At 43.5% G+C, this 16,751-nt stretch carries 11 protein-coding genes; 6 read left to right on the forward strand and 5 right to left on the reverse strand.

All coding sequences use genetic code 11. The annotated features are described in order from the left end of the window. Positions 1-15 precede the first annotated feature (15 nt). Entirely contained in the window at positions 16-2,220 is a 2,205-nt protein-coding gene (locus BWI44_RS10155; protein WP_195208691.1) for a sodium-translocating pyrophosphatase, read from the reverse strand. A gap of 233 nt (positions 2,221-2,453) precedes the next feature. Here BWI44_RS10155 and BWI44_RS10160 point away from each other — a divergent pair, with 233 nt between their 5' ends. Next, the gene (locus BWI44_RS10160) at positions 2,454-6,587 is read left to right on the forward strand and encodes a hybrid sensor histidine kinase/response regulator transcription factor (RefSeq protein ID WP_195208690.1); all 4,134 of its coding nucleotides are present in this window, start codon (positions 2,454-2,456) and stop codon (positions 6,585-6,587) included. On the opposite strand, the gene BWI44_RS10165 is transcribed toward BWI44_RS10160, so the two are convergent. The 3 genes from BWI44_RS10165 to BWI44_RS10175 all read right to left on the reverse strand — a co-directional run bounded on the left by BWI44_RS10165 (position 6,565) and on the right by BWI44_RS10175 (position 12,436). Continuing rightward, positions 6,565-7,200, reverse strand: coding sequence for a hypothetical protein (locus BWI44_RS10165; protein ID WP_138290887.1), 636 nt, complete (start codon positions 7,198-7,200; stop codon positions 6,565-6,567). The genes BWI44_RS10160 and BWI44_RS10165 overlap by 23 nt on opposite strands. Before the next feature lie 220 nt (positions 7,201-7,420). Beyond that, on the reverse strand, positions 7,421-9,361 hold the full coding sequence (locus BWI44_RS10170; protein WP_021967980.1) for a RagB/SusD family nutrient uptake outer membrane protein: 1,941 nt from the start codon (positions 9,359-9,361) through the stop codon (positions 7,421-7,423). A gap of 12 nt (positions 9,362-9,373) precedes the next feature. Then, positions 9,374-12,436: a SusC/RagA family TonB-linked outer membrane protein gene (locus BWI44_RS10175; RefSeq protein ID WP_044154731.1), complete on the reverse strand. Its 3,063-nt coding sequence runs from the start codon at positions 12,434-12,436 to the stop codon at positions 9,374-9,376. Positions 12,437-12,918: 482 nt separating this feature from the next. Here BWI44_RS10175 and BWI44_RS10180 point away from each other — a divergent pair, with 482 nt between their 5' ends. The 3 genes from BWI44_RS10180 to BWI44_RS10190 all read left to right on the forward strand — a co-directional run bounded on the left by BWI44_RS10180 (position 12,919) and on the right by BWI44_RS10190 (position 14,731). Then, the gene (locus BWI44_RS10180; RefSeq protein WP_229036103.1) at positions 12,919-13,218 is read left to right on the forward strand and encodes a hypothetical protein; all 300 of its coding nucleotides are present in this window, start codon (positions 12,919-12,921) and stop codon (positions 13,216-13,218) included. A 68-nt stretch (positions 13,219-13,286) separates the two neighbouring features. Next, positions 13,287-13,763 carry an RNA polymerase sigma-70 factor gene (locus BWI44_RS10185; protein ID WP_195208689.1) on the forward strand — a complete coding sequence of 159 codons (477 nt, stop codon included), beginning with the start codon at positions 13,287-13,289 and terminating at the stop codon, positions 13,761-13,763. After that, entirely contained in the window at positions 13,760-14,731 is a 972-nt protein-coding gene (locus BWI44_RS10190; RefSeq protein ID WP_195208688.1) for a FecR family protein, read from the forward strand. The genes BWI44_RS10185 and BWI44_RS10190 overlap by 4 nt, the downstream gene beginning before the upstream one ends. 42 nt (positions 14,732-14,773) lie before the next feature. Here the strand turns inward: BWI44_RS10190 and BWI44_RS10195 are convergent, their stop codons facing one another. After that, the gene (locus tag BWI44_RS10195; protein WP_007210905.1) at positions 14,774-15,094 is read right to left on the reverse strand and encodes a heavy metal-binding domain-containing protein; all 321 of its coding nucleotides are present in this window, start codon (positions 15,092-15,094) and stop codon (positions 14,774-14,776) included. A gap of 197 nt (positions 15,095-15,291) precedes the next feature. On the opposite strand from BWI44_RS10195, the gene BWI44_RS10200 reads away from it, so the two are divergent. Further along, positions 15,292-15,603 (forward strand): hypothetical protein, encoded by a 312-nt coding sequence (locus BWI44_RS10200; protein ID WP_227072958.1) that lies wholly within the window; start codon positions 15,292-15,294, stop codon positions 15,601-15,603. Positions 15,604-15,690: 87 nt separating this feature from the next. Further along, positions 15,691-16,734, forward strand: coding sequence for a CNNM domain-containing protein (locus BWI44_RS10205; protein ID WP_195208687.1), 1,044 nt, complete (start codon positions 15,691-15,693; stop codon positions 16,732-16,734). The last annotated feature ends 17 nt before the right edge of the window (positions 16,735-16,751 follow it).

The following is a 16,751-nucleotide window of genomic DNA, read 5'->3' on the forward strand; positions in this document are numbered from 1 at the left end:
TTCAGGCAACGTTCCTTAGAAGAGACTCCACGCAACCGTCAGTCCGACCATCACAATAGCTACCATACTCATCAGCTTGATAAGTATATTCAAACTCGGACCGGAAGTATCTTTGAATGGGTCACCTACCGTATCGCCTACCACAGTAGCTTTATGTACTTCGCTACTCTTACCGCCAAAGTTACCTTCTTCCACATATTTCTTTGCATTATCCCATGCACCGCCCGCATTCGCCATAAAGATGGCAAGGACGAAGCCGCTACTCAACCCACCGATCAGCAAACCCAGAACACCGGGAACGCCAAAGATAAGTCCCGTTGCAATCGGAGCAATAATGGCTATCAGTGAAGGAACCACCATCTCACGCTGTGCCCCTTTTGTAGAGATAGCCACACAACGCTCGTAATCCGGTTCTGTTTCACCGGTAAGAATACCCTTGATTTCACGGAACTGACGGCGCACTTCGTCCACCATGTGAGCAGCAGCACGACCAACAGCGTTCATTGTCAATCCGCAGAAGAGGAATGCCATCATACTACCCAGGAACATACCCGAAAGAACCTTCGGATTCATCAACGTCACATCATAATGATGCATGAAGTCAAAGAAAGTGGCATCCTGGAGCCCCACGGCATCCCCATGAGGAAGTGTTAATTCCGTAGTTCCCAAACGAGTCAGTCCGATACGGATTTCTTCAATATAAGAGGCAAGCAGGGCAAGTCCCGTAAGTGCAGCCGAACCAATGGCAAAGCCCTTTCCGGTAGCGGCAGTAGTATTACCCAAAGAGTCGAGGGCATCCGTACGTTTACGTACTTCCGCACCCAGACCGGACATTTCAGCGTTACCACCCGCATTGTCGGCAATAGGACCGTAAGCATCCGTTGCAAGCGTGATACCCAAGGTAGAAAGCATACCTACGGCAGCAATACCGATACCGTAAAGTCCCATGCCTACATTATTGAAATCGAACCCCGATGCAAACAGGTAGGAAGCAATGATACCGACTACCACAGCAATCACAGGAATTGCAGTAGACAACATACCCAAACCGATACCGGAGATAATTACCGTCGCCGGGCCAGTCTTTCCGCTTTCGCTCAACTTCTGGGTAGGACGATAGGATTGTGAGGTATAGTATTCCGTAGAACGCCCGATAATGATGCCGACTACCAGACCGACTATAACGGCACAAGATATCCACATCCAGTTATCAAGTTTCAATAGCCAAAGAATAAAGAACGTAGCCACTACAATCAGTACGGAACTTAGGTTCGTACCGAAAGCCAACGAAGCGAGCAGGTCTTTCATCTTCGCATTCTCCTTGGTACGTACTGCGAAGATACCGATAATAGAAAGAAGAATACCTACGGCCGCAATCAGCATCGGAGCTATAACAGCTTTGAACTGCATGGCCGTATCTCCCGTATGAATAAAGGCAGCAGCACCCAGAGCGGCAGTTGCCAGGATAGAGCCGCAATAACTTTCGTAAAGATCGGCACCCATACCGGCTACGTCACCTACGTTATCACCTACGTTATCAGCAATCGTTGCAGGGTTACGCGGGTCATCTTCGGGAATACCGGCCTCAACCTTACCTACCAGGTCGGCGCCTACATCGGCAGCTTTCGTATAAATACCTCCACCTACACGGGCAAAGAGCGCTTGTGTGGAAGCACCCATCCCGAAAGTCAGCATGGTGGTAGTGATGATACAGAGTTTATGAGTCGGAGTCAAAACATCTTCCGGTATTACCGCATTCAATAACAGGTACCAGAAAGAAATATCAAGCAAGCCCAAGCCCACTACAACCAGTCCCATTACCGCACCGCTACGGAAAGCGACGCGCAATCCCGCATTCAGTGAACTACGGGCAGCATTTGCTGTGCGTGCCGAAGCATACGTTGCCGTCTTCATACCGAGGAATCCGGAGAGTCCGGAAAAGAAACCGCCCGTCAGGAAAGCAATCGGTACCCAACGATTCTGTACATCGAAACCATAAGCCATAATAGCGAAAAGGATCACAAGTCCCAGAAATACCCAGCCAACTATCTTATACTGTTGTTTCAGATAAGACATCGCGCCTTTACGCACAGCGGCGGCAATCTTTATCATTTGCGGAGTACCCTCACTCTCTTTCATCATTTGCTTATGGAAATAGTAAGCAAAGCAGAGAGCTAAAACGGAAGCGGCCGGAATCAGCCAGAAAAGCAAACTGTCCATGGTGTTATTCGTATTAAAAGGTTGATTGAAAGTCTAAAAGTATTGATTTGAAACGAAATAAACAAAAAATAAATAGAATTATTTGCTTTTAAACTATATGATCTACTTTCATCACAGCTCATACAACTCACATAAACTATGCCCCAACCCTATATTTTCATACAAAAGAAGAGTTAGTTACATAAATAACAAAATAATTACTACATTTGCTTGCTATATAAAAAAAGAACCTTATGAACAAAAAATCTATTATACTATGTATCTTCTATGCATGGATGTCTATATTGTGCTACGGACAAACAGGTCGCCTATTTACAGCAGATCAGGAGTTATCGAGCAGCATGATAAATTCTATCTATCAAGACCATAACGGAATTATCTGGATTGCCACAGAAGATGGACTAAACAAATATGACGGTGCTAAATTCTCTATCTACAAAAGCGACAAAAACGATGAACACTCCTTAGCAAACAATTATGTACGTTGTGTCTTTGAAAGCAGCAAGAAGGAGTGTTTTGTAGGAACATTAAGTGGATTACAACACTACAGTGCTGATGCCGACCGCTTTACCGATATCCCACTGATTCTGCAAGATGGTATAATAGTAGAGCCTAACGTAGCCGCCATAGAAGAACTGAGTAACGGAGATTTATTAGTGGGTACCGCCGGTCAAGGATTGTTCAAGATTACAAACACCCATAAAGGACTGGTCGGAATTAGCATGGAGAAAAGAATCCCTATCCCCATCGTAAATGCGCTTCACGAAGACCGTAATGGTAACCTATGGATAAGTGCCGGTGAAAATGGAATTTTCAGAATAGACCGGAACCAACAACTACACTGCTATCAGAAAGGGGCAAACGAATCAGAATATACCATTAGTAGTATTTGTGAGACCCCCGACAAACAGATTTACATTGGTTCCTTAGGTAAAGGACTACTTAAATATAATCCAACTCTCGACTTATTTGAACCCATCATCTATGCCAATCACCCTGAATTACCTGTCAAAAGTCTTCTTCTTGCCACGCCGGACGAAATATACATTGGAACTGACGGATACGGTTTGAAAGTATATAACATTCAAAGTCGCACTATCACAGAAAATCAGTTAAACATCACCACTTTCAACCTTGACAAGTCAAAAATTCATTCCATTATGAAAGACCGTTTCGGCAATCTGTGGTTGGGATTCTTCCAAAAAGGGGTATTGCTGATTCCTGCCATTGCCAATGGTTTTCAATATATAGGATACAAATCCGTACGAAACAATATCATCGGTTCCAATTGTATTATGTCTGTCTGTAACGATCATGACGGCACATTATGGATAGGGACAGACAACGATGGTTTATACAAAGTGGAAAAGAATGGTAAACATACCGTCCACTTCCCTCCTACACAGGAAACCGGCTCAGTACCTTCAACCATCATGAGTATCTACGAAGACTCGCGTCAGAATCTTTGGATAGGTTCATACATGCAAAGTATGGCTAAGATTGACAAAGAAACCGGCCATTGCCAATATTTCAAAAGAAAAACCGATGCAGACAGCAAAGAAGGGAAACTGCGTGTATACAGCTTTGCAGAAGACAAACACGACCGACTCTGGATAGGCACCATGGGTAACGGACTTTACTACATAGATCTAAACACCGAAACCTTGCATCGCTATAAACAAGAAGACAGTACATACTATGCAACCGGCAACTTCTTGCCCGGTTACTGGATAACCAGCCTGTTACACAGTCATGACGAAAGACTCTATATCGGCACTTATGACGGGCTGGGTTGCCTTGACCTGAAAACCATGCACCTTGCCACCGCTTTCAACACCAATACACTCCTTCCAAATTCCGTCATCCATTCCCTTTATGAAGACAAAGAAGGCACTATATGGATAGGCACATCGGAGGGGCTGAAAGCCATGCATCCCCAAGAATATAAAATACGTGAATACACACAAAAAGACGGACTGCCTGGTGACATCATATGCGCCATCACCCAAGATATCAATGGCGCTTTATGGTTCAGTACCAACCACGGGATAGCACGCTACAACCCACAAAAAGGCAACTTTACCCCTTATTATGCCAATGATGGCCTGCAAGGTAATGAGTTCAGCAAAAGAGCCGTTTGTACCGACAACAACGGACATATTCTGTTCGGTGGAATTAACGGGGTTACCTATTTTAATCCTGCAGAAATAAAAGATATAGCTACCACTCCTTCTGTGCATCTCACCGGTTTCTATATACACAATCAAAGCGTCAACAGTAATACGTTGTCCGAAGGAAGAAGAATCATAGAAACCTCCGTTATGAATGCTCAACAGTTCAATCTGTCGCACAAACATAATTCTTTCAGCATGGAGTTTTCTGTCATGGAATTCTTCAATCCTGAACGCATTACTTATATGTACTCAGTCAACAACGGACAGTGGGTGACTATGCAATCAGGTATTAACCGGATATCTTTTAATGACATGACACCCGGCACTTACAAGTTCAGTATCAAGGCCAAAGATTATACTTTCTATTCCGAACCTAAAAATTTCATTGTCAATATCTCTCCCGCATGGTATGCATCAAATTGGGCCAAAGGAGTGTACCTGCTGATAGCACTGACCATAATTTACATCATTGGCGCACAGATACGCCATCGCTATCAAGTTCACCGAGAATTATTAGAACACATACATGCTGAAGAAATCAACGAGGCCAAGTTACAATTCTTCATCAACATCTCTCACGAAATCCGTACCCCGGTCACCCTTATCCTCAGCCCCCTGCAAAAACTAATGAGCAAGGACAGAAACGAAGAGCGCCAAAAAAACTACCAAACCATCTCGCGTAACGCTGGACGTCTCCTCCAATTGGTGAATCAGCTACTGGACATCCGCAAGCTTGACAAAGGCCAGATGCAACTGAAATTTAGAGAAGTAGAAATAGTAGAGTTTATACGTAATCTATCCAGTAACTTCGAATATCAGGCAAATGCCAAAAAGATTAGCTTGAACTTCCATCCCGATACAGAAGAACTACGTGCCTGGATAGATCCTGAAAATCTTGATAAGGCCATATTCAATGTACTCTCAAATGCATTTAAGTTCACCGAATCAGGAGGAGAAATCAATATCTACCTGCACACACATGAAGCGTACGAAACAAAACCAGCTTATTTTAAGATTGTAATAGAAGATAACGGTACGGGTATTGACGAAAAAGAAATAGAACGTATTTTCGACCGTTTTTATCAAGTTGCCAACAGATTAAATAACTCAGGTACCGGAATCGGTCTACATTTGACCAAATCGCTAGTTGAATTACATAAAGGAACAATCCATGCCGAAAATAATAAAGAAAAAGCCGGTTGCCGATTCATCATTCGCCTGCCATTGGGAAAAGAACACTTGAAACCGGAAGAAATAGAAGAAACTAACACTGAGGAACAGATCGCACCAGACAATAATCCGGTGTTACCCATATTCTTACCTGAAAATGAGGAAAAAGAAAGAATACGTTCCAAAACCAAATATCGCATACTGATAGCAGATGATAATGAAGAGATACGCAGATATATACGCCAGGAACTGACGTCCGACTACCACATAACTGAATGTAGCAATGGGCAGGAAGCTCTTGAGCAAATCATAAAGGATGCCCCCGACGCCCTTATCAGCGATATCATGATGCCGGAAATGGATGGAATGACCCTCTGCCGGAAAATAAGACAAAACATTCTTGTCAGCCACATTCCGGTCATCCTGCTGACTGCCAAAATTAATGAAGAAAGTAACCTGGAGGCTTTAGAAGGAGGAGTGGATGCCTATATCACAAAACCGTTCAATATAGACGTTCTGAAAAAAACAATCCGAAATGTCATCTACAGGCACGAACTGATAAAAAATACCTTTAACGGAAGTATGGAACAAACAGATAAGGTACAACCGATTGAGGTTCAATCACCGGATGAAAAGCTAATAGCACGTGTAATGGCCATCATTAATAAGGAAATGGCAAACCCAAATCTCAGCGTGGAAATGATTGCAGCAGAAGCAGGAATCAGCCGTGTACACTTATATCGCAAAATAAAAGAATTCACCAACCAATCACCACGCAACTTTATACGCAATGTCCGGTTGAAACAAGCTGCCCTCCTACTTGCACAGAAACACCATAACATCACGGAAGTGGCAGAGGCGGTAGGTTTTGCCAACACCACCCATTTTTCGACAGCGTTCAAGGAATTATTCGGTGTCTCGCCCACTACCTATATGGAACAGAGTGCCAACAACGCAAAGTCAAATATCGTGGATGCCATGGAGAAAAATAAAGTGGATTCTATTCCCGACCGTTCCAGTTAATTACAACCCAATAGCCTCTGCCCTCTTCCTCCCGTTTTTCAGGAATGAACTCATCACCGCCAAACTCTATACGGAGACATTTGGCATATGTAGTGGGAACTGGCTTTTCCGTTGGAATATCCCAATAGGTGACCAATTCATGCACCTCTTTGTCTCCGAACACATAAGGGCATTTTAGTTTATAAGTCAGTTTTCTTTGGTCCGGACAATCTTCCACGGGCAACTCGAAGTAATTATGCAAATAACAGATCTCGTCATAGTAGTATATGTCCAATTGAGGACGTTTCACTTCAAAGGGTCCCGTAGCAGGGCGTGAAGGGGTATCATACGTATCATTGCTCCAGTTCCAGCAAGGTATGTCAACCATAATATCCAGCCGGTACTGATCCGAATCCACTTCTCCCCACTTGGCATCTTCCATCGATACTCCGGATTGCCGGTCCTTCAGTCCGATGCCTTTCACCAAATCGCTACCGGAAGCATCTCGAAAACCGATAGCAAGGTTATAGACAGTATAATGAAATACAGGATCCTTATGTCCAAACAGCCAGTCGCAGGAGGAAAAGCATATAACACTCAGAAACAACAGACCCAGACTTTTTAATTTTCTCATCACATTTTATGGTTTAGTTATATAAAAATTTTGCATTGCATGTTCAAAATCACCATTACCAAGAATTAGAACATCATCCAATTTCATTGGATCATTTTTAATACAGAATAGGTCGCTCAGTTCTATATTCTTTTTTTGAATTTTAGAAAATCCACAACTACCTTTTGATCAAAAAGTAAGAATATCAAACTAAGCGACCTAATTGTTAACCCCTTATAGGTCAATCTCTGTATCCCGGATTCTGATAGGCCATCTTTTCTTCTTTGGTCATTTCCATACCGTCCAATTGTCCTTGCGGAATGGGACGAAGGTAATGGAACGCTTCGATAGTACGACGGTAAGTTTTCGGGGTATGATCTCCCTTATCGTTTCCACAAATCACATACTCATCAGCATATTCATTCCACTTTTGTGTACGAACAAGGTCGAACCAGCGATAACCCTCACCAAAGAACTCGCGTGAACGTTCATCAAGAATATAGTCGATATCAATGGTAACCGGAGTGGCGGCAACCATTTCCGCACTATGGTCTTCCAATACTTCTGCATTAAGAGCATTACTGAATGTCCATTTACCGGCACGTGCACGAAGAACATTCACCAGTTCGCGCGCATTCTTTCCGCTCTTAGTAGTCGCACCCTCTACTGCAGCCTCAGCAGCCACCAAATAAAGTTCAGAAAACTTAGCTATATTGTAAGGACGAGTACTACCTGCATTCGGCTGGCCTGTACCTGTACCGTTATCCGTACGATACGGACCTAATTTCCACAGTCCAGGAAATATACGACGGCTGATTCCACTGGGATTCATTACCCAATCGGCGCGTCCGGGCAGAGTACCTGCGCCTAAATTACCCAAATTGGAACCATAGGCAACGTTAGGATCCTCTTCAAGCAAGAAAGAGAAAATTGGTTCCCCTTCTTTTACCATCATTCCGTTGGCGTTTTCCACTGCATCCCAATTGGCACCATTGGTTGACCAATTTCCACGATATACTGTCGTGAAAGTTCCATCATAACGAGAGTCATTCACTTTATCAGCGAAAGTGTGAGTAAACACCCCATGAGGAGGAGCCATACGAGTCCAAGGGCGACCATAAGCCTGCTCTGCCACACGAATGACAGGAGCCACAGTGACACCGTTCACTTTAGATTGCGCATCCGTATAATTCCAGTTCATCATCCATCCGGCAAAGTTATCGGGAGCGCCACCACCACCGTATGACAAGCTACCACCATTATAATATTCATCTTCTTGAGTATGGTCAGCATAAAGCAAGATTTCCTTATTGCGATCATTAACTCCTGCATTCACTTTCCAGAAACTTTCTTCCAAACCGAACGGACCAGGATTCTCTATGGCTTCTACAGCGATATTATAAGCTTGCTGGAAATACCAAGCCGCATCATGTCCATCAGGATCGGTCCTCTGACATTCCGGATAAGTAGGAATATTGTTCGGATTCTTCAACCACCATGCATAAGTCAGATAAGCTTTTGACAAATAAAGACGAGCCACTGTTTTAGTCAAACCACCCGTCATACGAGGATTGTCCGGCAAATTCTGAACAGCTGTAACCAAATCAGGGAAAACGACTTTAGTATAAACTTCCGGTACCGTATTACGCACGGACGTGCGTGACGGAGTAATGTTGAAAGCCAACTCACCAGAGCCCAAGTCCAAGGGTACACCACCGAAAGTCTGAGCCAGCAGGAAATAGTACATGGCACGGAAGAAACGCGCTTCGGATATCAAAGATTCTGATATACCCACTTCTCCGCCATTAGCAATCACACCGTTGCAAGTATTGATATTAGTAAATGCCATACCCCATAATGCATCCGCACGGCAAGTAGAAGAGGTCAGGTTTCCTACTCCCGAAAGATCGGCATCCTTAAAGTTGCCGTCGGCGCTTTGTCCGTAAGTAGCCTCGTCCGTACCCGTAAGACAGGAATTGTAGTAATAAGCCTGTCCGTAGATGTCGCGCAAATAAGAATACATGGAAGTAATACCGCCTTCCACACCTTTTTCCGTTTTAAAGAAAGTTGGATCATAGCTGCTACGGGGTTGTTCGTCTAGGATATCGGAACAAGAAGTTGCCAAAAGCAGACCCAAAGCAGCGGTTCCAAGAACTCTTATAGGAGAATATATCGATTTCATCTTCATAATACTTTAGAATGTCAAGTTAATACCAAATAAATAGTTACGCGTAGAGGGTGAGTTCGTACCTACTGTCAGGAAACGTCTCTGAAAACCTACCACTGCTACATTCTCATCACCATAGGAGTTTGTCTCCGGATCAAGCCCGGTTTCCTTATGGAACGGAGAACAGATTACAAACGGGTTCTGGATCGTTACGTATGCACGCAATCCTTGTACTCCCAGTTGTTTCAGCCAACGTTGGTTGTCCATGTTGTAGCCCAATGTAATGGTGCGTACTTTCCAATATGAAGCGTCAAAATATCCCAACGTAGAACCATACTTCGGATTATCACCACTTTGAATGCCACCCGGTTTCGGATATTTAGCATTGGTATTCTCTTCTGTCCAGTAGTCTACATCTACCTGTCCACGACGGCCGCTCAACATATTCAGATAACCGCTGGAATGGTGAAGCGTACTCAACAACTTACCGCCACACTTGAACGCAGTAATCACATTCAGGTCAAAATTCTTATAAGCCACACGCGTACTAAAACCTCCCTGGAATTTAGACTCCAAACTCATGATCTGACGATCTTCCGGTCCGATAGCACGTACAGGAGTACCGTCCGCATTGTAATCGCCGGTATATTTCACCTTGATCATACCTACATTACCACCCGGTTCAAGAATATCGAGATAAGGATCTCCTTCTTGCCACAAGCCGACATATTCATAATCAAAAATAGCGTCAATAGGATAGCCTACAAACCAGCCATTGCCTTCATCACGGTCTTTCTTTGATGCCAACTCAACCAGTTTATTGCGGTTGGCAGAAAGATTCAGACTGGCATCCCATGTCCATCCGTTATGATTGTCAAGAATCGTACCGTTCAATGTCAGCTCAAAGCCCTTATTCTCGGTTTTACCCACATTGGCCATGTAGCTACCTACACCTGATGTAGAAGGTAAGTTCACGTTCTGCAACAAATCATGTGTCTTCTGGATGTAGTATTCGAAAGTACCGGACAAGCGACCATTGAACAAAGTGAAATCCAAACCTACGTTCCATGTGGAAGAATATTCCCAGCCCAACATCGCATTGGGCATTTCTGATACGTAATATCCCGTAGCAAAATTAGTAGGTCCGAAGTTATAAGGACGTGTATTCAGTCTACCCAATGTCTTATAAGGATCTACAGCCTGATTGGAAGTCTCTCCATAACCTACACGCAATTTCAATATATCCAGCCACTCTATACCATCCATAAAGGCTTCGTTACGGATATTCCAACCGGCAGATACAGCCGGATAAGTATGCCATTGATGACCTTTTGCCAAACGTGAAGAAGCATCCGAACGAACCGTTGCCATCAACATATAACGATTATCATAAGTGTACATCGCACGCCCCATCCATGACATCAAACCTGTCTTTTGATAATTCCAGTTACTCGGATTTACAGTAATAGTACCTTCAGCACGACCAATATTGTAGTACTGGAAATACTCTGCCGGAATATCCCGACCTGCCACATGAGAACGCGTATAAACAGTTTGTTCGGCTGAATACATTCCAATGATGTTGAATTGGTGTTTTCCGATAGTGCGGTCGTAAGTCAGCAAGTTTTCAACCGCCCAGTTCGTTGTTTCCGAATGTGCCAATGCTGCAGTAGAGGGGGCATCGGGCGCCGTATTGTTAATGCCGTAACCGGTAAACTCACCCTGCTTGGTGGAACGATAGTTTAAACCAAGGTTCATACGATACTTCAATCCTTTTATCCAAGGACATTGAACTTCCGCAAAAAGGTTGTTATAAGTACCGAATCCTTTACTTTCGTTCAACCATTTCTCTTCCAAATTCTCTACAACATCGCGAGTCATCACGAATGCCTCATCCTGACTGTTATATTTTACAGTACGCTTCAAAGTACCGTCTTCGTTATACGGATTGGCTATAGGAGAAACAGACAATACGCCATATAGACCGATGTTGTTGCCTTTAGTCACATTGTAATTGCTGTTTGTGGTAAGGCCAAAACGGAAGTATTTACCTACACCTTGATCGAACGAACCACGCAATGAATAACGGGTATAATTCTGTGTAGGAATCACACCTTGATCTTTGTAGTATGCACCACCAAAACTGTAGTTTCCACCTTGCGTACCACCTGAAATATTAACATCATGGCTGGTAACAAAACCATTACGGTACATCAGATCCTGCCAATCGGTATTGACATCATCCGATTCATCCATAGAATTCTCAAATTTACCTGCATATTTACGCATTTCAGCAAACTTTTCACCGTTCATCATAGGATATTTGGAGAATACCTTTTTCAAACCTACATAACCATTATATGATACTTTGGCAGGAGCACCGGTCACACCTTTATGAGTTGTAATAAGGATAACACCATTGGCACCGCGCGAACCATAAATAGCCGTTGAAGAAGCATCTTTTAAAATATCCATACTCTTGATGTCGCTGGGATTGATATCGGTAAGGCTACCCATAAACGGTATTCCATCCAACACAATCAACGGGTCGTTAGTAGCACTCAAAGAACGTGTACCACGAATACGTATCTGCATAGTGGCACCCGGACGAGAAGATGTCTGTGACATATCCACGCCGGCAATACGGTTTTGCAGAGCATAAGATACATCAGCGGCAGGTACTTCACGCAATTTGTCGCCGCCTACAGATGCAATAGATCCCGTTACATCCGACTTGCGTGCCGTACCATAACCGATTACAACAACTTCTTCCAATGCTTTGGAGTCTTCTTTCAGTATAACCTTAAGTTCGGTTTCATTTTCTACCGGAATTTCCTGCGTCACATATCCTATATAAGAAATTACGAGCGTAGCTCCTTTCTGCACTGAAAGCGAGAATTTACCATCCAAATCAGTAATCACGCCGTTTGTAGTACCTTTTTCAGTCACATTAGCTCCGATAATCGATTCACTCGCATTATCATTTACCACACCTTGCACTCGGATACTTTGTGCAAAACCCCACGAGGGTATTACACTAAGTAAGAACAATAGCACCAAAGGTTTAAAATAAGAATTAGTGTTTTTCATAAAAACATTTTTTTGATTTAAATTACCATTAATTAAAAATACAAGTTCACGCATTAAGATTCGTCTTTTATGTCTTCATACACATCAATTTATAGGTTAAACATATTTTACTACTCACAACATAGTTTTTTACATTAAAAAACTTCTCGAAGACAAAACTATATAATAAAAAACAAATGCAAGAAAACAAATAATACACATATTTTCCTCCACGTAACATAGTACCAGTAATATGTTACATAATCGTTAATATAGGTTACTCGCAACATAGAAAGTCAGTATTAGCCAGTCATTTAATAGCTATTTACCCAATTTATCCATCAAAATCCGCCATAATCTTCCGTTTGATCAATGACGGCTCAATAATTATACTAAATTTGCAGTCGAAAACCGTACCCGATTGAGCACCCATGTTGTAGTATAAGTAAAATCAATAAAAACAAAGGAATAATGAAACGCACAGATTTTACTTTTAGAAAGGCATGGATGATATACACAGTATATTTTTTCTACTCTTTACCCCAACCGCAAATGCACAGCAAACAGCCAGCCTGGTCAGCCTGGAACTAAAAAACGAAAAGCTGTCTGCCGCACTGAAACAGATAGAGACGATGGGCGGCAAGAATATCCTTTTTGCCTATGAAGAGACGGAGAATTATCACGTAACAGCAAGTATCCGTAAACAGACGCAAGGCGAAGCCATCCGCACAGTACTGAAAGGAATACCCCAAAGGATGATTCTGTTTACCTCAAATGATAACTCCGTTTACACGCCGAGGTAAAGGTCGTTACATACGGCGGTAATGTCTTGTTTCATAAAAAAGACACAAAAAGAGAAGTTTTCGGACAGATGTTCACGGAGCTATATCCCCGTCTGGTGCGCTACGCCACCCAACTATTGGGCGACGGAGAAGAAGCCCGTGATATTGTGGGTAGTGTGATGGAGCAGGCGTGGAAACAATTCGAAAAGCTGAAACCGGAAAACCGGGGAGCCTGGCTTTACACTGCCGCACGTAATGCCTGCCTTAACCGTCTGAAGCATCTGCAAGTAGAAGCCACCAATCTGGAAGCATTACGCGAAGCCACCCGCATGGATGTAGCAACCGACTACCGGGAACATGAGCGACTACTGCAACAGGCGGAAAGCATTGCCCGCAACCTACCGGAACCGACCTGCACGGTATTGCGGCTCTGCTATTATGAACATAAAACCTATCGGGAAGTAGCCGAACAACTTAGCATCAGTCCCGACACCGTAAAGAAACATATATCCAAAGCTTTGCGTACCTTGCGCGAAGCAATGACTCAGAAAGGAGGAAACCGATGATGGAAGAGAAAAAAGAAAATGATTTCAAGATGGATACTGAAGACCTCAGATTACTGAATGCCTTCAGGGAAGCACTCGGAGACTTACCTTCGGAAGAAGAAACCCGCGCGGCATGGAATGCTTTTGCCTCCCGGCAAGACGCCCAAAAACGCAGACGCATCATACAGATGTGGACTTCCGGCATTGCAGCTGCCATCGTAGTGCTGGCAGCGCTTATCGTGCCCCGCATTATCAGCGAAGACACAATACAAAATATTGAAATCTTTGCGGCCCTGGATGTTCCCGAAGCAATCATCACCTCGGAAAGCAATGGCAGAATTACTCTTTCAACTCCCCCAGCCACTACCACGCAAATCATTCTAGACGATGGCACACAGATTACACTCAGCGCCAATTCCCGCCTAGAATATCCTAAACAATTCCCCACAGAGGGGACCCGTGAAGTCCATCTGACAGGAGAAGCACGTTTCGAAGTGGCAAAAGATAGTACACGTCCTTTCATTGTTTCTTCCGGTAAGATGCAGACACAGGTATTGGGCACGGTATTCGATGTAAATGCCTATCCGGGAAAAGTAGCGGCAGTTACTTTATTTCAGGGGCGCGTCCGCGTCAGCGACAAAAAACAAACACGGCAGAAAGACATATTGCCCGGACAGCAAGCTATATTGTCTGAAGATAATGGTTTCACCATAGCCGAAGCACAACTCACCGCAACGGAAGGATGGACCAAAGGAGAGTTCAGCTTCGATGATGCCGAACTGGCGGAGATTATGAAGTCTGTCGGCACATGGTATAATGCCAGTATCATCTTTCATTCGCCCGACTTGCTGAAACAACGCATTCATTTCCGCTTCCCGCGAACAACTTCCTTGGAAGAAGTAGTGCAAGCACTTAATGATCTGGGAATAGCCAAACTGGAACAAAAAAAGGGAAAAGTAATCATCAGCTATTATTCTCCCAAACATTGATATACAGGGGGAAGAGCCGGAAAGCTCTTCCTCCTGTATTTACTATTCTACTGTCACAGCCGTACCGCAAGCGGTTACCATCAGCATACTACCGCTTCCACCTACAGTTTCATAGTCCAAATCCACGCCTATCACGGCATTTGCTCCGAGAGCTCTGGCGTGTTCCTGCATTTCACGCAGGGCGATATCTTTCGCTTCGCGCAGCACTTCCTCATAAGAGCCGCTACGTCCGCCCACTACATCGCGGATGCTGGCAAAAAAGTCACGGAATACATTGGCACCGATAATCGTCTCGCCTGAAACGATACCGTAATAGCGGGTGATACGTCCACCCTCGATAGTTGGGGTTGTTGTTACTAACATAATCTTTCTCTATTTATTTAAGTTATTTGTACCCTATTAGACGCACGAATAGAACGAAAAGTTGCAGTAGCGAGAGCTTTTATACCTCTTCATTATAATAAAAAAACAAAAAAGAGAGCACCTATATATGAGCAAAGTCAGCATTTATCTATCTTTGTGCCGAAGAAATGGAAACAAAGCATTTTATATTTAAAATAATGATGTATCTGGTCGTAGTGCTTTTTGCTCTGCAACCAGAAGATTATAATTCCTTTTCCGAGAACGAACCTCCCTTTCTTTGCATCGAACAAAATGAGCATCATTCGTCGGGAGAGTTTAACGATGAAGCTGTTATCTCACGTACACTTTCTTTAAACCGTGCGCGCAAGCTCTGTGCAGAGACTACGACTACTTATACTTTCTCTACTGAGAACGCTAATTTATATCAATACAGTGACGGTAGCCAACCGTGCAACCTCAGGAGCGTATATTCACCCGAACGCTCCCTACTTTGTATATACCGGCTTTAGCACAAGTCCTTCTATTACCGTATTTTTATATTCTATCCGGGACGAATCATACATTCGTTCCGCTATGTCTAATTAATAAACTTATATATGGGACTTGTTATATTATATTTAACCATTGCATTATCATTATCATTTTTATGCTCCATCCTGGAAGCTGTTTTATTATCTACCCCAATGTCGTACATCTCCACCAAAGAGAAAACACACGGGAAAAGCGCTATTTTATTAAAGAAGTTCAAACAAGACATCGACCGGCCTATTGCCGCCATATTATCTCTGAATACCATTGCCCACACCGTCGGTGCGGCCGGTGTCGGTGCCGAAGCGGTAAAGATATTCGGAGAAACTTACTTCGGTGTAATCTCCGCCATACTGACTATCTTAATTCTCGTTCTCTCAGAGATCATTCCTAAAACGATAGGCGCCTGCTACTGGCGCACACTGGCACTTCCATCAGCCCGTATCATTAATTTCCTTATTATTATCTGTTATCCCCTGGTGTGGTTGTCCGAGCTGATTACCCGTCTGTTTTCTTCCGGCAAACAAGAATTATCCGTAAGCCGCGAAGAGGTTTCGGCTATGATTTCCATCGGGGTAGAAGAAGGTGTTTTCCAGATGAAAGAAAACAAGATGATACAAAACCTCATTAAACTGGATAAAGTAAAATCACAATCCATTATGACTCCCCGTACTGTAGTGGCAACAGCTCTCGAAAGTATGTCTCTGAAAGAGTTCTATCAGGATGGAAAGTATAAGTTTTACTCTCGTATTCCAATTTATAATGATAGCGAAGATTATATCACAGGATATGTGTTGCGGCAGACTGTACTCGAAAAGTTAGCAGAAGACAGATTCGATATGTGTCTGAAGGATGTGGCCCGCCCTATCCTTTCCTTCCCGGAAAATAGTCCTGTTTCCACGGTTTGGGAACAGATGCTTGAAAAGAAAGAGCATATTTCAATCTTGATTGATGAATATGGCTGCTTCTGGGGAATTGTCACAATGGAGGATATTATCGAAACAGCCTTAGGTTTTGAGATTGTGGATGAAAAAGACTCCGTAACGGATATGCAGAAGCTGGCACGGGATAAGTGGCAGAAGAAGCTGGCAGAGGCGAAAATTAATGATTAGTGATTAGGGGGTAGTGA

The organism is Bacteroides sp. Phil13, assembly GCF_001940965.1.
Classification (GTDB): Bacteria; Bacteroidota; Bacteroidia; order Bacteroidales; family Bacteroidaceae; genus Bacteroides; species Bacteroides intestinalis.

What these genes read in the sequence shown, in the direction of transcription:
- BWI44_RS10175 (WP_044154731.1), bottom strand. Translation starts at nt 12,436, where the DNA reads ATGAAAAACACTAATTCTTATTTTAAACCTTTGGTGCTATTGTTCTTA.
- BWI44_RS10170 (WP_021967980.1), bottom strand. Translation starts at nt 9,361, where the DNA reads ATGAAATCGATATATTCTCCTATAAGAGTTCTTGGAACCGCTGCTTTG.
- BWI44_RS10180 (WP_229036103.1), top strand. Translation starts at nt 12,919, where the DNA reads ATGGATGATATACACAGTATATTTTTTCTACTCTTTACCCCAACCGCA.
- BWI44_RS10165 (WP_138290887.1), bottom strand. Translation starts at nt 7,200, where the DNA reads ATGAGAAAATTAAAAAGTCTGGGTCTGTTGTTTCTGAGTGTTATATGC.
- BWI44_RS10200 (WP_227072958.1), top strand. Translation starts at nt 15,292, where the DNA reads ATGATGTATCTGGTCGTAGTGCTTTTTGCTCTGCAACCAGAAGATTAT.
- BWI44_RS10185 (WP_195208689.1), top strand. Translation starts at nt 13,287, where the DNA reads ATGTTCACGGAGCTATATCCCCGTCTGGTGCGCTACGCCACCCAACTA.
- BWI44_RS10190 (WP_195208688.1), top strand. Translation starts at nt 13,760, where the DNA reads ATGATGGAAGAGAAAAAAGAAAATGATTTCAAGATGGATACTGAAGAC.
- BWI44_RS10160 (WP_195208690.1), top strand. Translation starts at nt 2,454, where the DNA reads ATGAACAAAAAATCTATTATACTATGTATCTTCTATGCATGGATGTCT.
- BWI44_RS10205 (WP_195208687.1), top strand. Translation starts at nt 15,691, where the DNA reads ATGGGACTTGTTATATTATATTTAACCATTGCATTATCATTATCATTT.
- BWI44_RS10155 (WP_195208691.1), bottom strand. Translation starts at nt 2,220, where the DNA reads ATGGACAGTTTGCTTTTCTGGCTGATTCCGGCCGCTTCCGTTTTAGCT.
- BWI44_RS10195 (WP_007210905.1), bottom strand. Translation starts at nt 15,094, where the DNA reads ATGTTAGTAACAACAACCCCAACTATCGAGGGTGGACGTATCACCCGC.